This is a genomic window from Bacteroidota bacterium (assembly GCA_018266835.1).
Taxonomy (GTDB): domain Bacteria; phylum Bacteroidota; class Ignavibacteria; order Tepidaquicellales; family Tepidaquicellaceae; genus JAFDZO01.
This window is the reverse complement of record JAFDZP010000002.1, coordinates 1,491,222-1,510,108: the sequence shown is the minus strand read 5'-3', so window position 1 is coordinate 1,510,108 and position 18,887 is coordinate 1,491,222. Positions and strand designations below refer to the sequence as shown.

Genomic DNA, 18,887 nt, shown 5'->3' with positions numbered 1-18,887 from the left:
TTTTTACTTTATTGTTCACCTTGTTTTTTATCGGTCAGTTTGCTTTTTACGAGTACATAGTAAAGTATAAAACCAAGACCACCGAATACAAAAACCAAACCTGTTGTCATGCCGTCGCTCATATTGTATTTATCTTCAAGCAAGTTTGCGATAAAAATACCGAGTCCCAGAAAGGTTATAAGTATTCCCCACTTCAATGCACTGAAAGCATTTCTTGGTTTGCTTACTGATGTGCTTGAAAAATAGCTCTTTACTTCTTCCGGAGCCAGACCTTTTTCAATTAATCTCATTCTTTCTCTGTGTCTGGTATAAAGCCACCAGAAAATTATAATGCCCGGTATTCCGAATGTGAAAATTATCCCGAAGATTGGTATTAAGGCTTCAGCTGCATTGTTCATGTTATTACTCCTTATTTTATTAAAACTGTTATTAAATTATTTTTTAATGTTTTTCTTTTGTTATTAAGACTTTTAGAAGCTTCTAAAGGTTTCAAAGAACTTATTAATGACTTATTTTCTGATTCCTCTCATGAAAAGATATCCGAATGTTACTATTAATAATATTATTTCTATTGGTGTCATTTGCCTATTAGGACGGCAGGAGGATGGGTAAGGTTTCAGGAATTAACGAATTTGTCAATTTCATATCAAAAGTAATTTATTATTATTATTTTAAAATAATCATTTAGTGATAATATAATTTATTCCAAAATGATTATTTTAATAGATTTTTTGATGTTTTTGACCACTATAAAAAATTTTTATGTACGCTAATATTCCTTTTTCTATTGAGCAATTAAAACAACCAGTTAGCACTGCTTGCGAGAAAGTAGCCTTCCGCCTTTTTAATGAGACCGAAAAATACTTAGTTGAAAATCCAAAGAATTTTCCTCGGTCTCCTCTCCGTTACCCGGGAGGTAAAAATAGAGCAGTAAAAACAATTTTTTCATATATTCCTAAAGATGAAACTAAATTATGCTCCCCCTTTCTAGGTGGTGCCTCAATAGAATTAGCATGTTCAACTAAGATGCAAGTGTTTGGATACGACATTTTTTCGCCACTTATTGATTTTTGGAAAATTTTATTAAATGATAAAGAAAATTTAGTTAAAAGTGTTCGTAAATATTTTCCATTGTCAAAACCTAAATTTTATAATCTTCAAAAAATATACACAAAGTTAGAAAGCCCTTTGGAAAGAGCTGCCGCATTTTTTGTATTAAACCGTGCATCATTTTCGGGAACCACTCTTTCGGGGGGAATGTCTCCCGGGCACCCTCGCTTTACTGAATCTGCAATAGAGCGTTTACAAAACTTTAAAGTCTCAAACTTTGTAGCAGAGTGTGCTGATTATAGAGAAATTATTCCTCAGCATGATGATGCTTTTCTATATCTTGATCCTCCGTATTTAAACGGACAAGCTTTATATGGATTAAAAGGAAACACTCACAAGAGTTTTGATCACCAGGCATTATCAGAATTAATTCTGAAAAGAGAAAAATGGATTATGTCTTATAATGATTGTCCCGAAATTAGAGAATATTATAAAGATAATACTATTATTCCTTTAGAGTGGGGTTATGGAATGTCAAAACATAAACAATCCAACGAAATTTTAGTATTAAGCAGAGATTTAGCAGCATGAGCTTATCCCAAGTTACAAGTGGTCGTGCCTTTGAGTATGGAATAGCTATAAGCTTTTCTAAATTCCTAAATGCTTCAATTCTCGATAATTCTCAAATAAGATTAGCAGAATTATCTTTTGGGTTATGTACTAGTCAAGAACAAAGTAAAATAGTTAGAGCAGCAGATGAAATATCTCTATTCTTAATAGCTCATGATAACCGTCTCATAGAAACTCAATGCTCAATATCTCTTCAATCAGATCAGACAGGAAAAAACGGTGACGTTCGAGATATTTTAATTCACAATAATATTACCCACGAAGATGTGGGTATATCTGCAAAAAATAGACACTATGCTGTTAAACATTCACGTTTATCAGATAAAATAGATTTCGGAAAAGAGTGGTTTGGCGTTAACTGTTCAGAAAAGTATTTTAGCACAGTGGTTCCTATATTCAATGAATTAAGATTAAAGCAACGCGAAGGATTACAGTGGAAAAATATCGCAAATAAAAAACAAATATATTACGACCCTATATTAGAAATTTTTCAAGAAGAAATGTTAGAATTATTTAATAATCATACTATTGTAGTTGCCGGAGGATTATTAAAGTATCTTCTGGGCAGATACGATTTTTATAAAATTATAAAAGAAAATGGTGATGTCTCTGCAATCTCTTTTAATCTAAACAATACACTAAAATGGGGAAGTAGGTTACCATTACCTACTCGTATTATTGAAATTTCTAGAAAACCAACTTCACAAACTACCATTATTATGACTTTTGATAATGGATGGCAACTTTCTTTTCGTATTCACAATGCCAGCACTCTTGTTGAACCTTCCTTAAAGTTTGATATCAATATCATAGGTTTACCAAGTTCGGTTTCTCGTAATGTTATCAAATATTAATTATTTTGAGAATAAACAAAAACCCTCTTAATCTTTCGACTAAGAGGGTTTCTGATATTACTCTACATTATATAGTATTAGCTCACCTGATTATTCAGCACAGGAAGTTTTACTTTTCTTACGTAAGTTCGTTTCTGCTTTTCCTGTCGCTCGGCAATGTTCTTCTTTAATGTCTTCATATTCTCTTCAACCTTCGGATTTACCTTCTCTTCCTTCACATCGGGATATTCATAAACGTTGTATTTGAAATTCCTCAATACAATTTTATCTTCATCCTGTGAGACAACGTAGTTCGGAAGAATCGGAATCTTTCCGCCGCCGCCCGGAGCATCGATTACAAAGTGCGGAACTGCAAGTCCCGAAATATGTCCGCGAAGGTTATCCATTATTTCAATTCCCTTGCTGATAGGTGTTCTGAAATGATTCGCTCCTTTTGTAAGATCAGCCATGTATATATAATAAGGTCTGACTCTCATTGCAAGCAGGCCTTTCATAAGCTGGCGCATTGTTTCAGGGTCATCGTTAACTCCTTTCATCAAAACACACTGATTACCAACAGGAATACCTGCATCGGCAAGCATTCCGCATGCGCGTTTGCTTTCCTCTGTGATTTCCCACGGATGATTGAAGTGAGTATTACAATAAATCGGATGATATTTCTTAAGCATATTGCAAAGCTTCTCCGTTATTCTGTGCGGAAGCACGCACGGCATTTTAGAGCCGAGACGGATAACCTGAATATGTTTTATTGTACGTAAACGAATAAGAATTTTTTCAAGCATTTCATCCGTGAGCATAAGAGGATCGCCGCCGGATAAAATTACGTCGGAAATTTCCGTATGTTCTTCAAGATATTTGAAAGCAGCTTCAAGTCCCTTCATGGAAATTTTGCTTGAGTCGCCGACTTTTCTTTTTCTTGTACAGAATCTGCAGTATAAACCGCACTGAGAATTTACAAGAAATAACGCTCTATCAGGATATCTGTGTGTGATATTAGGCACCGGACTCATTCCGTCTTCACCGAGAGGATCTTCAGGTGCATCAATATCATTCAGCTCCACTTCATCAGGCACGCATTGCAGCCATATAGGGTCGCCGGGATATCTTATGAGTGATAGATAATAAGGATTGATTCTTGCTTGAAAAAAATCATCCAAACGTTCCGCTATTTCTTTTTTTATACCGAACTTCTCTACAAGCTGGTCCGGTGTATGAACACTCTGTCTTATCATTTGCTGCCAGAGTTCCATTTGTTCTCCTTTTTTGGTTTCTTACTTCACGATCTATGCGTGAATGAAGAACTAATCATCATCATGATTAAAATTCTTCTTATAAAACTTTTTTCCTCTAAACTATGAGAGGTACTTTGAATAAATTACAAGCGAGTCGTTTTTTTTGTAGAAATGTTCAAGCTCAACTGCTTTCTTGTAATTATTTTTCTCGTAAAACTTTCTTTCTTTCTCGTATGAAGGCTTGCCCGATGTTTCAATTAAAACAAGGTAGCCGCCATTAGACTTAATGTGACTTTCAATGTAAAGAACAAGTTTGCTGCCTACGCCTCTGGACTGAATCTTGGGATTCACTGCAATCCAGTACAGATCATATGTTCCTTCTGTTAACGGTCTGGGACCGATGCAGACATATCCGTTCAGCTCATTTCTATCATCATCGTTTTCATCAACAAATATTTCGTAATCTTTTTGCTCAGGGTTGTTCAGATAAACATCGAGCAATTCAAGAGCAATACTTACTTCATCATCGGAAAAATTATTCGTATCAATTAAAATATTTTTTATCTTTTCGCGGTCATCTTGTATTAAAGCACGTATCATTTTACATTATACTTTCTACTTACTACTTGTTACTCAGAATAATTAATTCCCCATCGCTCGCATGAATACTTAATTACATTTTGTATCAGCTGTTCGTATGTCCATCCGTATGCTTTTGCGCTTCTTGTGAAGCCTGTATCCTCATCTACATCCGATGCAATATCGGGATTCGGGTTTAACTCAAGTACGTACGGCACTCCGTCTTTTACTCTGAAATCAACTCTCGCATAATCCGTCGCGCCGATAATTCTATAAACTTTTTTTGCAGTCGCTTTTATTGTTGCTTCAAGCTCGGGCGAAAGATTCTGCGCAGGGCATACTGCCTTTGTACCTGCAAACTCAACCGTCTTGTACATCCATTTGCTGTTATAGCTTACTATCTTAGGATAATCAGCAGGTAAAGCGCTGAAATCAATTTCTGAAATAGGAAATACAATCAGATCATCTTCGCTGTTATTTTTCACATTGCCGACTACACTCACATTTATTTCTCTTCCGTCGATGAACTGCTCAATTAAAGCAGGCTGTTTGTACTCAGTGATAATATGCTGAATTCTTTCCTGTAATTCTTTTTCATTCTGTACAACCGATTTATTCTCAATTCCTATGCTCGCATCTTCTCTCGATGGCTTTACTATCAAAGGAAATTTATCTTTCACTTTATCGTAGCCGTTCTCTCTGAACTTGCTTACATCTGAACACAAGTAATGAGCCGATGTCGGAATATCATAGTAATGCAAAATTTCTTTTACGCGTGATTTATTCAGTGCAAGTCCGAGCGTATTTGCTGTATTCCCTGTGTAAGGGATTTTTAATATTTCAAAGAGCGCTGCAACATTCATTTCCTGTGTAGGGTCGCCGTCAAGCGATTCGCACAGATTAAAAATTATATCGGGTCTGTCTTCTCTTAGTTCATCAATCAGTTTATGAACGTCTAAAGCAACGGGAACTATCTTTGTCTGATGTCCTGTAGGCTCCAAGGCGCGCTGTACTGACTTAACTTCGTCAAGCACACCATATTCACTCATGTCAATTGCTTCTTCAACTGTATCTACTTCTTCGTCTGTGTAAATCTTTCCTGTTGCGTATTGAACCGGATCGTTAAAAATTATACTTATCTTCATTTATATTTACTTCTGCTCCTTTGAATATCTTTTAACTGCTTCGTTCAAAACTGCGTTTATCATTGCATTGTAATCCATTCCTGCGTTTCTTGCTGCCTTCGGGTAACATGAGTTATCTGCAGGGTCAGGTAAAATTCCGGGTAAAGGATTTACTTCAATTATGTTCGGCACTCCGTTTCTGTCCAATCTTACATCCATTCTTGCCCAGTCACGAAGTCTTAACGCTTTAAAGGCATCTTTGCAGACTTTTTCAATCGCTTTGTATAATTCATCGGAAATATTTGCGGGACATCTGAATATATCTAACTGGTTCTCTCTTGTATCGAAGAACCATTTCACTTCGTATGAATAAATTTTATTGAAGTCACTTGGTACTGCATCAAGATTTATTTCAACGATAGGAAGAACACGGACATCGCTGCCATTTCCCATTAAAGCGACTGTAAACTCTTTTCCTGTTAAAAAATCCTCAACAAGTGCAGGCTGGTCGTAACAATCCTTTATTCTTGTAATTTCGCTTTTAAGTTCTTCTATGTTATTTGCAACAGATGAGTTGAAAATTCCTTTAGAGGAGCCTTCATGGAGCGGCTTAACGAATCTAGGATATGTTAAGTCAGAAGGAACATCATTTACGTTGTCTGTGATAAAAAATGATGAGTTCGGAACGTTATAGTATGATAATACTTCTTTGCAGCGTGATTTATCGTGACAAATGCCTATGGAAATTGAATCGCTGCCTGTGAATGGTATATCGAGCATTTCCATTATTGCAGGAAACTGCGACTCGCGTGATACGCCAAGCTCGCCTTCGGCAACGTTGAATACAAATTCAGGTCTTATATTTTTTAGTTTATCATAAGCGTCAGCATCGGCTTCGATAAGAGTAACTTCATGTCCGACTGTTTCTATGGCAGCTTTCAGTGCATCGATAGTTTCTTCGGAATCCCATTCGGCGAAAGTGTCATCAAGTCTTTCAGGATAGTTCTTTACGAGGTTCTCGTTAAGATACTTGCTGAAGTCTTTCTTGCTGTCTTTCTGAGATTTCGATTCAACTGCTTCTTCTGAATCTTTCTTTACGTTATATAATAATGCTACTCTCAAAAAATATTTTATAAAAAAATTATTTTCGCATAATACTTGCGAAAAAACTTCTGCTAATATAATATTATAATCTTTATTGTCAAGATTTATTTTTGAAAGTAATTTCATAGGAAAATTTACAATTTCTCCTATGAAAAATTTATTTTTTAATAAAAAATATTTTACAAAATTTTTATAATGAAAAAAAATTACAACAGGTGTGTTTAATTTTGCAGATTTTAAAAAATTGACTCGCTTAGGAGCTTAACTTTTGCAAGAGGATTGATGAAATAATTTTTATTTGTCGGCAGAAGACGGCAGTAAAATCTTTTTCTTAACTGCCTTCCTTTAAGAAATGTTCTTCCGTCGGGAAGAGAGAAGATGGAATGCTCGGGAATATTTTCAAGCAGCTCGTAACCGTTCAGGTTGTCATACTTCCTTAATGCGCGGTAAAGATTTACATCAGTACAGCTTGATGCAGTGGGATTTTTGAAATAGGAATGTATCTCCGTAATTATATCGGAAGGAAAAACTTCTTCGTTTAAAACAGGCTTCATTAAATTTTTAAAATCCTCTTTCCATTCTTTTCCATGGGGAGCGACTCTGTTCTTATATTTTTCATAGGCAGTCAGGTGCGCCAGCTCATGGATGAACGTAATCAGGAAAGCATACTTGTTCAGATCGTGATTAACCGTTATTCTGTGCCCTTTATCCTTAAATGGGTGAGTATAGTCACCCATTTTAGTTTTACGTGTGCGTGAAATTTTTAACGAGAAGGTGTAATCAGAAAAACATTTTAATACGTATGGCAGCGAGGCTTCCGGAAAATATTTTCTTAGTATCTCAGTATATTTATTGTTCAATCGTTCCTTATTCTTTTCAATTATTTTATTTTGGAATCTTTACCCATTATTCTTCTGAACAGGCCAATTTGTCCTGCATGATATGCTTCGTGGAATAACAATACAGTCATAGTATCAACCGCTTCGGCATCAGTCACTTCGTCGCCTTCAAGACGTTTTATCATTTCATCGCTTCCTCTGTTATACATCTCAAGCAGATTTTCCAGCTTATTTGCGTTTTCTGCTGTTACATTGTCGGTTCCTCTTTGATAAAGGTTTATTAATGATTCATTCGCTACCGGCTCGAGGCCGAGCGCTTTCATCATTCCGTCTCTTACTACTATCATATGTCCAAGTAGCCAGTTAACAGAATTGCCTCCGTTTGGAGCTGTTGTAAGGCTGTCTTCGTGTGAAACTTCACCTAGGTTTAGGTTTACAACGTGTTTTAAAAACTGCAGCTGCTTTGAAAAAATTGAATTTGTCATAATATTAATTTGTTTTAAAATATAAGTTTTAATTTAAAAATAAAACGAAAGACGTTACAAGTCAGGCGTTTTATACTTTAATAACGAATGATTCCTGAAAAAGGGGACAACATGAAATGTGCTTAAGGAAGTTTTGCTTTTTACAACTAATATTCAAATGCTTTTGTTTAAATTAACGTATATATAGGGAAACCCTGCTAATAGGGAAGAAACAGTTTGAAAAAAGTTTTTAAGTTTGTATTTTGTAGTAGTTCTTTTTTAAAAGTTAAAAGTATCAGCAGTAATTAGTTTTACCAAAAACTCCCATACTGATTAATCAGCTATTTAACACATAACTTACGAGGGGGCGTAAGTTTCACTATATGTTTTAACAGAACTTAACCCCGCTAAAAATCCATTTTTTAAAACTAACTTTTATTCTTTTTTGCATTAATTTACCCGCATAGAAAGATTAATTTAGTTCAAAAGAAATAAATCAACCTATTTGAAAGTTAAAAAAGACAAAATTAAGATAATAACGCTGGGATGCTCAAAGAATGTAGTAGATTCAGAGTTTATTATGAGCCAGCTGAAGTCAAACGATATTGAAATCGTTGAAGATGAAAGAGATTCCAATACAGTTTTAATAAACACATGCGGCTTTATTGAAGCTGCAAAGCAGGAATCGATTGATACAATCCTCAGAGCAGTTGACTTAAAATCAAAAAAGAAAATTGATAACGTTTACGTTGCAGGATGCCTCTCTGATAGATATGGGATTGAGCTTGAAAAGGAAATTCCGCAAGTTGACAGATACTTCGGCGCAACCGATAAACATCAGACCGTTGTAGATATACTAAATGAAATAGGAGTAGATTATAAAAGCAATCTTCTCGGTGAGAGAATTTTAACCGGACCAAATCACTTTGCATACTTGAAAATCAGTGAAGGATGTAACAATCCATGCTCATTCTGCGCTATTCCGATAATGCGGGGCAGACACGTTTCCAAACCTCTTCAGCAGATTTTGATGGAAGCACAGTCACTTGCTTCAAAAGGAGTTAAGGAGCTTATAATCATAGGACAGGACACAACTTACTGGGGGTTTGATACTGACAACAAAAGAAATGTAACACTCGTACTAAATGAACTGTCTAAAGTAAAGGGGATAGAATGGATTCGTCTTATGTATGCCTATCCTTCAAGATTCCCCGTTGATTTAATTGATACCATAAAGAACACGGAAAACATCTGTAAGTATCTTGATATGCCCGTTCAGCATATTTCCGATAACGTTTTGAAATCCATGAGACGCGGAATTACGAACAAGACTTTAATGGGATTGTTTGATAAATTGAGAACGGAAATTCCTGATATAGCGTTAAGAACAACTTTCATCACGGGATATCCCGATGAGACAGAAAAAGATTTTCAGCAGCTATTGGATTTTATAAAAGAGTTTAAGTTCGAGAGACTTGGCGTTTTCCCTTACTCACATGAAGAAGGAACAACTGCATTTGATATTCCTGACAGAATTCCGATGAAAGAAAAATTACTAAGACAGAAGTTACTTCTTGATGCCCAGAGAGAGAACTCACTCGAAGCAAATAAGAACAGCATTGGAAAAAATTACAAAGTAATTGTGGACAGGGAAGAAGAAGATTATTTCATAGGAAGAACTTACAAAGACGCGCCTGAAATTGACCAGGAAGTTTATATAAATAAAGACGAAAAAATTAAAATCGGGAATTTTTCGGAAGTAAAAATCTACGATTCGGAAGAGTTTGATTTATTCGCAGAAATAGTTTAATTTTAAATTAACATAAAGTATTCAACATGAATACCAGAGCACGAAGAAACCCCTCCTTATTTATTGCAGCAATAGTTTTAATTACCCTTAGTTATAATTTTTCTTTTGCGCAGTTAAAAGATAAAACCCTTTCCAATTATACCAGTGTAAAAGAATTATTTTACGCAGACCCTTTAGTTTTTTACAATAATAAGGATAGCGCAAATGCGCGTTTGGATTTCTATCTGGAAATTCCTTACGACGGCATACAGTTCAAAAAAAGCGCAGCCGCTACAAAGGACCTTGTTTCAAACCTGACATACAGCATTAAAGTAACGAGTGATTTAAATCAGGCAGTAATAAACGAAACCCGGGATGAAAACATTAGCATTCCCTCAGCTGATTCAAAAACATATAAAGATGATTCTAAATTTATTGTTCAGTCGTTTCCATTGAAACCGGGAACTTACTCCGCTGTTGTTACTCTTAAAGATAATAATTCGAAAAAGGAACTTACTAAAACTTATCCTTTTAAAGTTATTGACCACTCTGCCGATGAAATTTTTGCCAGTGATATGATGATAGTATCAAACTATGAAATTGAAGCAAGCGGAAAGAAAAAAATTACACCATCTGTAAATAACAATCTCGGAGTGCTGAAAGATTTTTATGTTTTTTTTGAAGTTTACAGCGCAAAAACAACTAATACGGATGTAAGTTATACTTACTTCGTCACCGATAGTAAAAATGATCCTATCACACTTGAAACGAATAAATATACTCTGTACCCCGGCGTTAATAAAATTATCGAGAAGCTTTCCTCAGAAAAAATAATGATTGGGGATTTTAAAATGGAAGTCAAAGATAATTCATCAGGAAAAATCTTGATTTCTAAAAACGTCACAAACCGCTGGACTGATTTTCCTGTAGCTATAAAAGATATCGATGTTGCCATAAGCCAGCTTCAATATATTGCAACCTCTGAAGAAATGGATAAATTAAAGAGCGCAAAAACAAACGGCGAAAAGGAAAAGAAGTTTATAGAATTCTGGAAAAAGAAAGACCCGTCACCAAATACGCCGCGAAATGAATTAATGATTGAATATTATAATAGAATCAGAATTGCCAATGAAAGATATTCTCATTACAACGATGGCTGGAGAACTGATATGGGAATGGTATATATCATTTACGGAAACCCGAGCAATATAGACAGACATCCGTTTGAAAATCAGACTAAGCCTTACGAAGTCTGGGACTATTATGATATAAACAGGCAGTTTGTATTTGTAGATGATTCGGGATTCGGAGATTACAGATTGATAACTCCGATTTATGACGATTTCAGATTCAGATAATTTTTACATCATCTTCATTCTTTTTGAGAGGTAATTTATAAGAGCTTTATCGAATGTACTTTCGGTAGAGAGCATTATATAATCAATATCGCTTTTAGCGCATTCAGTTTTATAGACATCTGTAAACTCTTTTACAGCTTCCTGATAAGCCTTTTGGATAACAAAAGGCTGGCTGAACATTTCCTCCTGCGTTTCCATATCCTTCAGTGTTACAGGATTCCCTGATAAGAAGCTTAACTCAACAGGGTCAAGAATCTGAAAAACGATTACTTCGTTCTTTGTATATTTGAAATGTCTTAAGGCGCTCAGCACTTCTTTCTGGTCATCGAATAAGTCACTTATAATAATAACCAGTCCTCTTCTTTTTACTTTGTCGGCAATTTCATTAAGGCAGCGGGCAGTTCCCGTTTTATCGGTTGATTGAATATTGTTAAGAGCGTGAAGCATGAGTTTTAAATTCGAATCAGTTGCCCTGGGTGAAATATAATTCTGGATTTTCGTATCGTACGTTGTAAGGGAAATAGCATCTCTTTGAAGCAGCATAAGATAAGCAAGCGAAGCGGCAACATATGAACCGTACTCAAGTTTTGTAAGATATGATTTAGATTCTTCTATGGGAGATTTTGTCTTCCCGAACAATTTTGCAATACCTTTCTTTTCAGCAGAAGTATCTTTGCTTTTGTTGGAAGAAAAATCCATTGACTTGCTGATATCAAGAAGTATGTACGATTTTAAGTTTGTCTCTTCTTCAAATCTTTTAATATAATATCTTCCCGTTCTTGCATAAACTTTCCAGTCAAGAAATTTCAGATCGTCCCCGGGCATGTATTGGCGGTGCTCTGCAAACTCAACGCTGAATCCGTGATAAGGCGATTTGTGCAGACCCGTCATAAAGCCTTCCACAACTGACTTTGCTTTCAGCTCAATATTGGATAGTCTTGCAACAACAGAGGGAACAAGATATTTTTTGAAGTCGGGAGTCATGAAATTTTAAACGTAGTGAAAACAAAAAAGTTCATAAAAAATAAAAGGTGAGCATTGAACATACCCACCTTTTAAAATAAATTTATTTCGTCTGTATTATTTCTTTGTTTTGGTTGTATCTTTTGTAACCTTTACTGTATCCTTTGAAGGAGTTTTTGTTGTTTTCTCGTTGTTGCCTGCGTTCTCTTTTATCATGTCTTCAATTGTCTTGCCTGATTCCAGTACCTGAAGCATTGTTCTTGCAGACTCACTCATTTTATCATTGGCATCTGTATCCTGCGGATATTTTTCCAGGAATTTTTTATAAGCATCTTTTGCTTTATCCTTATCCTTCATGTATTCATCGTAAGTAAACGCAACCATGAATAATGACTGCTTAGCTTCTTTGGAGTTCGGATATTTTTCAGCAAGCTCTCTGTATGTATCAACAGTTTTCTGATAATCTTTTAAGCCGTCGAAATAAATTCCTGCAATCTGATTGTATGCAAAGATTGCGTTCTTTTCTGATGTAGGGTAATTTTTTATTAACTCTCTGTAGGCAGCGATTGACTCATCAAACTTTTTTTCGTCATAAAGTTTTTTTGCATCATCTAAATAAGCCTGTTCAGGTTTTACATTTGCAGATTTTGAACATGAAGAAAAGAGAAAAGCCGCAAACAATAAGGTCAGCAGTGATAAGTTAATTTTCAGCATAAATACTTTTTTCAATTTTTGATTTTTAATTTAAAATAATACTGTTAATTTAGGAAAAACCTTTTTAAAAGTTAATGAAAAAACTTAACATTAACGAGAGTTTTATTTCACGTATCTGGGAAACGCCATCGTACTATAGTGATGTTTTATTAACGACTGAAAATAAAACACTTGAAATATTGGATTACGGCGAAAAGAATTCAGATGCGGGTCCTGATTTTAAAGACGCGCAGATAAGAATAGACGGAATTTTGTATTCAGGAGATATTGAGATTCACCAAACATTCAAAAACTGGAAAGAACATAACCATAAAGGTGATAATAAGTATAATAAAGTCGTGCTTCAGGTTGTGTTCTGGGATGAAGAAAATGACGATAAAAAAGTAATTCCTAAAGTTAAGAAGGCACGGGAAATTCCTACTGTAATTCTATCAAAATTTTTAAAGCAGTCCATTCATTCAATCTGGAAAGAGATAATAAATAACCCTTCACCTAAATTTAAGCTGCCTTGTTATCCAAAAAACTTTGAAGTCGATCTGAACTTTAAGAAGAGATTTATCTCTCACTTAAGCTATAAAAGATTACAATATAAAACTCTTCGCATTAAAAACCGCCTGGAGGATTTTGAGGAGACGCGGAATAAAAAATCTACCTGGGAGAAAATACTGTTTGAATTTATCTGTGAAGCGCTCGGCTATTCAAAAAATAAATCACAATTTCTGAAGCTTGCCAGGAGCCTGGAATTTACTGAATTACCTGATGATAAAATTTTCATTGATGCTGTGTTATTCGGCTCCGCAGGATTTCTGTATAACTTAAGATACAAAGACGAATACATATCACTTTTAAAAGTAATCTGGAATGAAGCTGAAGATAAAACTTTTCACACCATATTGGATAAATCCGAATGGAATTTCTTTCGTCTTCGCCCTTCTAATTTTCCAACTATAAGATTAGCATATGCAAGCGGCTTGCTGCATTCAATTATCTATAAAAATTTTCTGAAAGAAGTTGTATCAATTTTTAACAGTGAAGAAAAAGTTTATCAGAAATTAGTTGATTTATTTTTAAATATAGAAATTTCTGAATACTGGAAAAATCACTACGTATTCGGAAAAGAAACTAAATCAGGAACAAAATATATTGGCAAGGAGAGAATCAATGATATAATTACAAACGTAATTATTCCCTTCGTTTATTTTTATGCTCTTGAATTCGATATATTTGAAACACAGGGTAAGGTACTCAGCTTCTATGACAAACTTAAATGCATCAGCTCAAATGAAATTACCAGAGTAATGAGCGCTCAGTTGGATTTCAAACCTAAAACTATTGCAGACGAGCAGGGATTAATACACCTTCATAATTTTTATTGTATAAAGGGGAAATGTTATGACTGTGAGATCGGAGAAAAGATTTTTGGTTCAGATAAAGTAAGCGAACCTATGAGAATTATTATTTATTAGAAATTATTTTTAAAAATTGTTTACCAGACCAAAATTAATTTTTCCGTCAAGGAAACTATCACCTTTTCCTAACCCGTAAGTTACACCAATAATACCAAGCTGCGTTTCCAGTCTTATTCCGAAACCGTAACCAAATAAAAATCCCTGCTGCTCAGCAATGTTATTTGCAATATCATCAGGCTTAAAATAATATCCGAAGTCATAAAAACCGAAAACAAAACTTTTTCGGGAGACGGAATATCTTGGTTCAATATTTCCGTATGCTAATCGTGATGCAAGAAATTGTTCGTCGCGGTATCCTCTGATATTTTTATTACCGCCGATTCTGAAAAAATCCGAGTCTTCAAGTTTATCAGAGCGCACTTCACCTGCAAATCCCCGCAAAAGCAATGTCTGTCTCTTAAGAAATGAAAGATATAAATCCAGATTGATTGAATATTTTTGAACGATAAATTTTTCCTGATATCCCAGCCCAACCAAATCAGCTATATTAAAAACTTGCTTATTACCGTAAGTATAATTTGTTGTATATAAAATACCTTTGCTTGGTGCGTATATGTTATCACGTGAATCATACTTCAGTTCCAGTCCCGTTAAAAAGGTTTGCGAGTCAGCAATTTTAAAAAAATATCTGCTGGAATCAGTCGGAATGATTCTCTCATATCCGACTATCCCGCTCACAGTAAAGTAGTCACTGAATAACACATCACCCTTTAAATCAATTTTTCTTCTTGTGTAAGTTGTGTCCTGAAGCCGCTGCAGAAATCCAAGAGTTGCATATACAGGTAAGTTAAACACGAATGGTTCCGAATAATTGAAAGCCAGTTCCTGCGTTGAGCGGACCTCAGCCTGATACTTTGCTTCTATTTTTCTACCCGTACCGAAAAGATTTCTGAATGAAACGTTTACAAGTCCCGTTAAATATCCTTTATCATTATCTGTTGCCGGCGGAACATAGCCAAGTATTCCATCAAACGTATTTGTGTTTCCCTCTTTTACTTCTATTAAGAGTCCCGATTGTTTTTTATTCTTCAGCGAATAAATTTTCGGATCCTGAACTGATTCAAAAATATTCAGTCTTTCTAATCTGCGTTTGAGATTTGCAAGAAATTCTATATTCACTGTTTTGTCCTTCGGCAGTTTTACTTCACGGAGAATCACACTTTCTTTCGTTTCATCATTGCCTCTTATTTTTATCTGATCAATCTGGACTTTCGAATTTTCACTTATTACCAGCTCAACTTTTAATTTTTCATCTTTGCCTTCACCATACAATGAAACATCTTTTATAACAACATTTGCAAACGGAAGTCCGTTTTTTTCGTAGAGTCTTAACAGCTCAACAATATCATTGTTAAGAGTATTATCTCTTAACACTTCTCCCGCCTTAGTCTCAAACACAGAAAAAATTTCCTTCTGAGAAAGTTTTTCGTTTCCTTCTATTATTAACTGCCCTACTACAATTCTATTTCCTTCTTTTACATCAACATGCAATTCCACAGTGGAAGAATCCGAATTAAAAATTTTAGTGCCTTCATCAATTTTAGCCAGTAAAAATCCTTCAGCTTTATATCTTGTTCTTATAGTTCTCAAATCTTCTCCGAATTGTTTTTCGCTGTACTCAGATCCTTTTTTTAAAATCATCATAGATAATATATCGGTCTCAGAGAAAAAATCGTTCCCCTTAACGGATATTGATTTTATCTTTGTCTGCGAAAAACAATTCGATGCAAAAAGAAAAAGCAATATGATTATAAAATATCTCAACTTTCTTTTTTAAGTGCGTAAACAATTAAAAGTATCCAGCCAATCATAAATGATGCTCCGCCAAACGGAGCAAACATTGCAACAAACTTCAGATTAAAAATTGTGTAAACATAAAGCGAGAACGAAAACAATATCGTGCCTGCTATAAAAAAGTAAGCTGATTTGAAATATTTCTGAATACCTGAAAACCCCAGGCTGACCAATACAACTGCATGAACTAACTGATATTGAATTCCTGTTCTGTAATTATCTAATTGTTCCGGCGTAAAAGAATTTTTAAGTATATGCGCTCCGAAAGCCCCCAGAGCTACACCTAAAAATCCAAAGAACGCGCCAATGGCGATTATTGTATTTTTCTGCATATATTATTTTTTGAGAAGTGCTTTAATACTTTCTAGTGAATCAGCATCCTGCAGTTTTTTATCTGTCCGCCATTTAGTAATTCGAGGAAATCTTACTGCTATGCCTGACTTATGTCTCGATGATAATTGTATTCCTTCAAACGATAATTCAAAAACTAACTCCGGCTTTACTGTTCTTACGGGACCAAATTTCTCAAGTGTATTTTTTCTTACGAAGTCATCAACCTTTCTTATCTCTTCATCTGTTAATCCTGAGTATGCCTTAGCAAATGAAATAAGCTTGCCTTCATTCCAAACACCAAATGTATAATCTGTGTAAAGACTTGCGCGTCTTCCATGCCCTCTCTGCGCATATATCATCACTGCGTCTATTGTATACGGATCAACTTTCCATTTCCACCAACCGCCGCGTCTTCTTCCTGTTAAATATTCCGAGTCTTTATGTTTTAATATAAATCCTTCAACATTTCTATCGCGTGATTCTTCTCTCAGCTTTGTTAAATCTTCCCATGAGTTAATTTTTATACTCTCGCCTAATTTCATACGTTTGAAATTCTTAGCAATGATTTTTTTCAGCAGTTTTTTTCTTTGTGTGTAGATAGTACTTCTTATATCAACTGCTTCATATTCAATTACATCAAATGCCTGAAAAACTACAGGAACCTCTTCAAGAATTTTTTTTGTAAGATTTTTTCTGCTGATTCTCTTTTGAAGCTCGCCAAACGGAAGAGGTTTTTCATTCTGCCATGCAAGAATTTCACCGTCAAGCACTGTTCCGTTTTCTAAATTCATTACTTCTGCCTGAAGCTCGGGAAAACGTTCAGTGATTAATTCCTCGCCGCGTGACCATATAAAAACTTCGTTCTCTCTTTTAATTATCTGCGCTCTGATTCCGTCCCATTTCCACTCTGCAAACCAGTCTTCAGGTTCACCAAGCTCTTTAATTGATTTATCCAGCTGATACGCTAAGAAAAAAGGATATGGTCTGCTTTGATGTGTATCCTGTACGTCATGTGAAATTAAATATTCAAAAAATTTTTCATCTGTATTCCAGTCACCCATGAGACGGTGCGTAATATCTGCATCTCCTATTCCCGAAAACTGTGCCAACGCTTTAATTACAATTTTAGCAGACACACCGACTCTGAAACTACCGGTAATTATTTTATTGAATACAAACTTTTCTTCGCGCGAAAGATATGTCCATATACTCTGGACAATTCTTTTCTGCTCCGCTTCAGATTTTTTCTTTAACGGTAAAATAATTTCTTCAATCCATTCTTTTAATGTAAAAGGATAAACTTCTTTTACCTCTGATTTTTTTTGAGGCACCATTAAAGAAATTGTTTCACCTAAATCCCCAACATTGTCATAAGATTCTTTGAACAGCCATTCAGGAATATTTGCAAGCTCTGCCGCCCATTCCTTCAGGAAAGCAGTTTTAATAATCTGCTTAGGCTTTCTTCCCATTAAGAAGCTAACAACATAAATACTGTCTCCGGCAGGATTATGCTGGAAGAATTTAACCAATGAATTTACTTTATCGTTAGTCCCTGTGGATGAATCCAGCTCTTCAAATAAATCAGAAAAATTTTTCATATGTCCGAATCGTCAAATAAAGTTTCTAAAACTTTTGAGTTATATCCCTTCTCATTAAGGTAACGTGAAAGTATATCCGAATAACCATGAGTTATCCAAATATTTTCTGCACCTGTATCTTTAATTGTATCAAGCACTCCGCACCAGTCAACATGGTCTGACATTACAAATCCTTTATCAAAATTTCCTCTGCGTTTATTGCCCCGCACCTGCATCCAGCCCGAAGCAAAGGCGGTTGATATATCTCCGAATTTTCTCAGCCATGTTGTGCCGTCAGCTGAAGAAGGAGCAACTATAATTGATTTAGAAAAGTCAGTTTTGTTATCTAGGTTTGTTGCAAGTGTTGTTTTCGGAAGCTTCACTCCCTGCTTCCTGTAAATTTCATTAATGTTTTCTACTGCGCCATGTGTGTAAACCGGACCAATAGAAGTATCGAGTACCGATAATATTCTCTGTGATTTCCCGAGAGTATAACCGTATATTATACTTGCAACACCTTCATCTGCATTGCTCTGCCACCATTTATTTATTCCTTCAAAAATCTTTTCTTCGTTATCCCAGTTGTATATAGGCAGTGCAAATGTTGATTCAGTAACGAATGTATTGCACTTTACTAATTCAAAATTTGCGCAGGTTGAGTCAGGCTGGATTTTATAATCACCTGAAACCACTGCAACTTCTCCGTTATATTCAACTCTTATTTGCGATGAACCCAGTATATGTCCCGCAGGATGAAATGATACTTTTACTCCGTTAATTGTAATAGATTTATTGTATTCAATTCCCTCAATGTTTATCTCTTTTCCTAATCTAGTTCTTAAAATCTCAACGGAATCTTTCTGGCATAAATATTTTTTCATTCCCCATCGGGCGTGGTCAGAGTGACCGTGAGTTATTAAAGCATTATCAACAGGCTTCCAGGGGTCAATATAAAAATCACCCTGAGGACAATAAATACCACACTTATTTAATTTTAAAATATCCTTTTTCATG

At 35.1% G+C, this 18,887-nt stretch carries 18 protein-coding genes; 5 read left to right on the top strand and 13 right to left on the bottom strand.

Annotation, left to right across the window (positions count from 1 at the left end; translation table 11 throughout):
• Positions 1-8: 8 nt before the first annotated feature.
• The gene (locus JST55_08390; protein ID MBS1493515.1) at positions 9-398 is read right to left on the bottom strand and encodes a hypothetical protein; all 390 of its coding nucleotides are present in this window, start codon (positions 396-398) and stop codon (positions 9-11) included.
• A gap of 364 nt (positions 399-762) precedes the next feature.
• On the opposite strand from JST55_08390, the gene JST55_08385 reads away from it, so the two are divergent.
• Both JST55_08385 and JST55_08380 read left to right on the top strand, forming a co-directional pair.
• Positions 763-1,641, top strand: coding sequence for a DNA adenine methylase (locus tag JST55_08385; protein ID MBS1493514.1), 879 nt, complete (start codon positions 763-765; stop codon positions 1,639-1,641).
• Positions 1,638-2,534 carry a HaeIII family restriction endonuclease gene (locus JST55_08380; GenBank protein ID MBS1493513.1) on the top strand — a complete coding sequence of 299 codons (897 nt, stop codon included), beginning with the start codon at positions 1,638-1,640 and terminating at the stop codon, positions 2,532-2,534. The genes JST55_08385 and JST55_08380 overlap by 4 nt, the downstream gene beginning before the upstream one ends.
• A gap of 77 nt (positions 2,535-2,611) precedes the next feature.
• On the opposite strand, the gene JST55_08375 is transcribed toward JST55_08380, so the two are convergent.
• The 6 genes from JST55_08375 to JST55_08350 form a co-directional block, all read right to left on the bottom strand.
• Positions 2,612-3,784, bottom strand: a complete 1,173-nt coding sequence (locus tag JST55_08375; protein ID MBS1493512.1) for a KamA family radical SAM protein — start codon at positions 3,782-3,784, stop codon at positions 2,612-2,614.
• Between the two features lie 102 nt (positions 3,785-3,886).
• Positions 3,887-4,366, bottom strand: coding sequence for a GNAT family N-acetyltransferase (locus tag JST55_08370; GenBank protein ID MBS1493511.1), 480 nt, complete (start codon positions 4,364-4,366; stop codon positions 3,887-3,889).
• A gap of 29 nt (positions 4,367-4,395) precedes the next feature.
• Entirely contained in the window at positions 4,396-5,490 is a 1,095-nt protein-coding gene (locus JST55_08365) for an ATP-grasp domain-containing protein (protein MBS1493510.1), read from the bottom strand.
• A gap of 6 nt (positions 5,491-5,496) precedes the next feature.
• The gene (locus tag JST55_08360) at positions 5,497-6,699 is read right to left on the bottom strand and encodes an ATP-grasp domain-containing protein (GenBank protein MBS1493509.1); all 1,203 of its coding nucleotides are present in this window, start codon (positions 6,697-6,699) and stop codon (positions 5,497-5,499) included.
• A gap of 110 nt (positions 6,700-6,809) precedes the next feature.
• The gene (locus JST55_08355; GenBank protein ID MBS1493508.1) at positions 6,810-7,310 is read right to left on the bottom strand and encodes a SprT-like domain-containing protein; all 501 of its coding nucleotides are present in this window, start codon (positions 7,308-7,310) and stop codon (positions 6,810-6,812) included.
• A 143-nt stretch (positions 7,311-7,453) separates the two neighbouring features.
• Positions 7,454-7,897 (bottom strand): DinB family protein, encoded by a 444-nt coding sequence (locus JST55_08350; protein MBS1493507.1) that lies wholly within the window; start codon positions 7,895-7,897, stop codon positions 7,454-7,456.
• Positions 7,898-8,381: 484 nt separating this feature from the next.
• On the opposite strand from JST55_08350, the gene rimO reads away from it, so the two are divergent.
• Together rimO and JST55_08340 are read left to right on the top strand one after the other, a co-directional pair.
• Positions 8,382-9,686, top strand: coding sequence for a 30S ribosomal protein S12 methylthiotransferase RimO (rimO, locus tag JST55_08345; GenBank protein MBS1493506.1), 1,305 nt, complete (start codon positions 8,382-8,384; stop codon positions 9,684-9,686).
• Positions 9,687-9,712: 26 nt separating this feature from the next.
• Entirely contained in the window at positions 9,713-11,023 is a 1,311-nt protein-coding gene (locus tag JST55_08340; GenBank protein ID MBS1493505.1) for a GWxTD domain-containing protein, read from the top strand.
• 3 nt (positions 11,024-11,026) lie between these two features.
• On the opposite strand, the gene JST55_08335 is transcribed toward JST55_08340, so the two are convergent.
• The gene (locus JST55_08335) at positions 11,027-12,007 is read right to left on the bottom strand and encodes a DUF58 domain-containing protein (protein ID MBS1493504.1); all 981 of its coding nucleotides are present in this window, start codon (positions 12,005-12,007) and stop codon (positions 11,027-11,029) included.
• Positions 12,008-12,103: 96 nt separating this feature from the next.
• Positions 12,104-12,715: a tetratricopeptide repeat protein gene (locus tag JST55_08330; GenBank protein MBS1493503.1), complete on the bottom strand. Its 612-nt coding sequence runs from the start codon at positions 12,713-12,715 to the stop codon at positions 12,104-12,106.
• Positions 12,716-12,774: 59 nt separating this feature from the next.
• Here JST55_08330 and JST55_08325 point away from each other — a divergent pair, with 59 nt between their 5' ends.
• Complete coding sequence (locus JST55_08325; protein ID MBS1493502.1) at positions 12,775-14,166, top strand: DUF2851 family protein; 1,392 nt, start codon at positions 12,775-12,777, stop codon at positions 14,164-14,166.
• Positions 14,167-14,175: 9 nt separating this feature from the next.
• Here the strand turns inward: JST55_08325 and JST55_08320 are convergent, their stop codons facing one another.
• The 4 genes from JST55_08320 to JST55_08305 are packed head-to-tail and all read right to left on the bottom strand — an operon-like array spanning position 14,176 to position 18,886.
• A complete protein-coding gene (locus JST55_08320; protein ID MBS1493501.1) occupies positions 14,176-15,912 on the bottom strand; it encodes a BamA/TamA family outer membrane protein in 1,737 nt (578 codons plus the stop codon).
• 17 nt (positions 15,913-15,929) lie between these two features.
• Entirely contained in the window at positions 15,930-16,295 is a 366-nt protein-coding gene (locus tag JST55_08315; GenBank protein ID MBS1493500.1) for a DUF423 domain-containing protein, read from the bottom strand.
• A 3-nt stretch (positions 16,296-16,298) separates the two neighbouring features.
• Positions 16,299-17,894, bottom strand: a complete 1,596-nt coding sequence (locus JST55_08310) for an ATP-dependent DNA ligase (protein MBS1493499.1) — start codon at positions 17,892-17,894, stop codon at positions 16,299-16,301.
• Positions 17,891-18,886 (bottom strand): ligase-associated DNA damage response exonuclease, encoded by a 996-nt coding sequence (locus tag JST55_08305; GenBank protein ID MBS1493498.1) that lies wholly within the window; start codon positions 18,884-18,886, stop codon positions 17,891-17,893. Before JST55_08305 ends, JST55_08310 begins: the two co-directional genes overlap by 4 nt.
• Position 18,887: the final 1 nt, after the last annotated feature.

Coding starts and splice junctions, on each gene's coding strand:
- JST55_08390 (MBS1493515.1), bottom strand. CDS start 398: ATGAACAATGCAGCTGAAGCCTTAATACCAATCTTCGGGATAATTTTC.
- JST55_08385 (MBS1493514.1), top strand. CDS start 763: ATGTACGCTAATATTCCTTTTTCTATTGAGCAATTAAAACAACCAGTT.
- JST55_08380 (MBS1493513.1), top strand. CDS start 1,638: ATGAGCTTATCCCAAGTTACAAGTGGTCGTGCCTTTGAGTATGGAATA.
- JST55_08375 (MBS1493512.1), bottom strand. CDS start 3,784: ATGGAACTCTGGCAGCAAATGATAAGACAGAGTGTTCATACACCGGAC.
- JST55_08370 (MBS1493511.1), bottom strand. CDS start 4,366: ATGATACGTGCTTTAATACAAGATGACCGCGAAAAGATAAAAAATATT.
- JST55_08365 (MBS1493510.1), bottom strand. CDS start 5,490: ATGAAGATAAGTATAATTTTTAACGATCCGGTTCAATACGCAACAGGA.
- JST55_08360 (MBS1493509.1), bottom strand. CDS start 6,699: ATGAAATTACTTTCAAAAATAAATCTTGACAATAAAGATTATAATATT.
- JST55_08355 (MBS1493508.1), bottom strand. CDS start 7,310: ATGGGTGACTATACTCACCCATTTAAGGATAAAGGGCACAGAATAACG.
- JST55_08350 (MBS1493507.1), bottom strand. CDS start 7,897: ATGACAAATTCAATTTTTTCAAAGCAGCTGCAGTTTTTAAAACACGTT.
- JST55_08340 (MBS1493505.1), top strand. CDS start 9,713: ATGAATACCAGAGCACGAAGAAACCCCTCCTTATTTATTGCAGCAATA.
- JST55_08335 (MBS1493504.1), bottom strand. CDS start 12,007: ATGACTCCCGACTTCAAAAAATATCTTGTTCCCTCTGTTGTTGCAAGA.
- JST55_08325 (MBS1493502.1), top strand. CDS start 12,775: ATGAAAAAACTTAACATTAACGAGAGTTTTATTTCACGTATCTGGGAA.
- JST55_08315 (MBS1493500.1), bottom strand. CDS start 16,295: ATGCAGAAAAATACAATAATCGCCATTGGCGCGTTCTTTGGATTTTTA.
- JST55_08310 (MBS1493499.1), bottom strand. CDS start 17,894: ATGAAAAATTTTTCTGATTTATTTGAAGAGCTGGATTCATCCACAGGG.
- JST55_08305 (MBS1493498.1), bottom strand. CDS start 18,886: ATGAAAAAGGATATTTTAAAATTAAATAAGTGTGGTATTTATTGTCCT.